Origin of the sequence: Duganella aceris, from assembly GCF_011090165.1 — a bacterium.
Classification (GTDB): domain Bacteria; phylum Pseudomonadota; class Gammaproteobacteria; order Burkholderiales; family Burkholderiaceae_D; genus Rugamonas; species Rugamonas aceris.
In genome coordinates this window covers 1-2,158 of the sequence record NZ_JAADJT010000018.1, presented here as the reverse complement: position 1 = coordinate 2,158, position 2,158 = coordinate 1, and the positions used below count along the sequence as shown (strand labels likewise).

Sequence of the window (2,158 nt, the reverse complement as noted above, 5' to 3'; positions counted from 1 at the left end):
CCTGCGCCCGGATTTGCCTAAGCGCCTTCTATGAACCAGAAACCAACTATTCCAACAGTTGGACAACCTTCCGCGATCCGTCCCCCCATCGCATCATACGACGGTGCAGGAATATTAACCTGCTTCCCATCAGCTACGCATCTCTGCCTCGCCTTAGGGGCCGACTCACCCTGCTCCGATGAACGTTGAACAGGAAACCTTGGGCTTACGGCGTGGGGGCTTTTCACCCCCATTATCGCTACTCATGTCAGCATTCGCACTTCTGATACCTCCAGCATCCTTTACAAGACACCTTCGCAGGCTTACAGAACGCTCTCCTACCATATGCTTACGCATATCCGCAGCTTCGGTGACTGGCTTAGCCCCGTTACATCTTCCGCGCAGGACGACTCGATCAGTGAGCTATTACGCTTTCTTTAAATGATGGCTGCTTCTAAGCCAACATCCTGACTGTTTTAGCCTTCCCACTTCGTTTTCCACTTAGCCAATCTTTGGGACCTTAGCTGGCGGTCTGGGTTGTTTCCCTCTTGACGCCGGACGTTAGCACCCGACGTCTGTCTCCCAAGCTCGCACTCATCGGTATTCGGAGTTTGCAATGGTTTGGTAAGTCGCGATGACCCCCTAGCCATAACAGTGCTCTACCCCCGATGGTGATACTTGAGGCACTACCTAAATAGTTTTCGGAGAGAACCAGCTATTTCCAAGTTTGTTTAGCCTTTCACCCCTACCCACAGCTCATCCCCTAATTTTTCAACATTAGTGGGTTCGGACCTCCAGTGCGTGTTACCGCACCTTCATCCTGGCCATGAGTAGATCACTTGGTTTCGGGTCTACACCCAGCGACTATCGCCCTGTTCGGACTCGATTTCTCTACGGCTTCCCTATATGGTTAACCTTGCCACTGAATGTAAGTCGCTGACCCATTATACAAAAGGTACGCAGTCACGGAACAAGTCCGCTCCTACTGTTTGTATGCACACGGTTTCAGGATCTATTTCACTCCCCTCCCGGGGTTCTTTTCGCCTTTCCCTCACGGTACTGGTTCACTATCGGTCGATTACGAGTATTTAGCCTTGGAGGATGGTCCCCCCATATTCAGACAGGATTTCTCGTGTCCCGCCCTACTTGTCGCACGCTTAGTTCCACACATCGCATTTCGAATACGGGACTATCACCCGCTACGGTTCCTATTTCCAGAGGATTCTTCTATGCGTCATGCTAAAACGTGCAGGCTCTTCCCATTTCGCTCGCCACTACTTTGGGAATCTCGGTTGATTTATTTTCCTGCAGCTACTTAGATGTTTCAGTTCGCCGCGTTCGCTTTGCATGCCTATGTATTCAGCATGCAATGACCATAAAGGCCGGGTTTCCCCATTCGGAAATCTGCGGATCAAAGCTTGTTTGCTAGCTCCCCGCAGCTTATCGCAAGCTACTACGTCCTTCATCGCCTGTAATCGCCAAGGCATCCACCATGTGCACTTATTCACTTGTCCCTATAACGTTAGCCCCTTGCGACTAAACAAAGGAGCGGTTATAGAAATAAGAAGTACTACGTTGTTGCGTTTGTTGATACATACAATCATTACCCACCCGCGCAGTTCCCCGCGCGGGTCAATAAAAATTTACTTACTTCTTCCAGATTGTTAAAGAACGAGAACTGCTCTTACCTAAACCTAACGGGCTTACGTAAAAGCATTTGGTGGAGGATGACGGGATCGAACCGACGACCCCCTGCTTGCAAAGCAGGTGCTCTCCCAGCTGAGCTAATCCCCCGGGATATAACTGGTAGGGCTGGTTGGACTCGAACCAACGACCCCCGCGTTATCAACACGGTGCTCTAACCAGCTGAGCTACAGCCCCAATATTGCTGTTCTCTTCTATATTGACAGTCGATAAGTGTGAACGCTTGATGAATGATGGTTTGCACCATCGTGCGACTCTAGAAAGGAGGTGATCCAGCCGCACCTTCCGATACGGCTACCTTGTTACGACTTCACCCCAGTCACGAATCCTACCGTGGTAAGCGCCCTCCTTGCGGTTAAGCTACCTACTTCTGGTAAAACCCGCTCCCATGGTGTGACGGGCGGTGTGTACAAGACCCGGGAACGTATTCACCGCGACATGCTGATCCGCGATTACTAGCGATTCCAACTTCATG

2 tRNA genes and 2 rRNA genes (1 of these 4 cut by a window edge) are annotated in these 2,158 nt (G+C 50.7%); all 4 read right to left on the bottom strand.

The features are described 5' to 3' along the window. Positions 1-1,493, bottom strand: a 23S ribosomal RNA gene (locus tag GW587_RS28405) (it extends 1,445 nt beyond the left edge of the window). Positions 1,494-1,697: 204 nt separating this feature from the next. Further along, positions 1,698-1,773 (bottom strand) — tRNA-Ala (locus GW587_RS28400). Positions 1,774-1,783: 10 nt separating this feature from the next. Beyond that, positions 1,784-1,860: transfer RNA gene (locus GW587_RS28395), tRNA-Ile, on the bottom strand. Between the two features lie 83 nt (positions 1,861-1,943). Continuing rightward, positions 1,944-2,158, bottom strand: a 16S ribosomal RNA gene (locus GW587_RS28390); the annotation flags it as partial.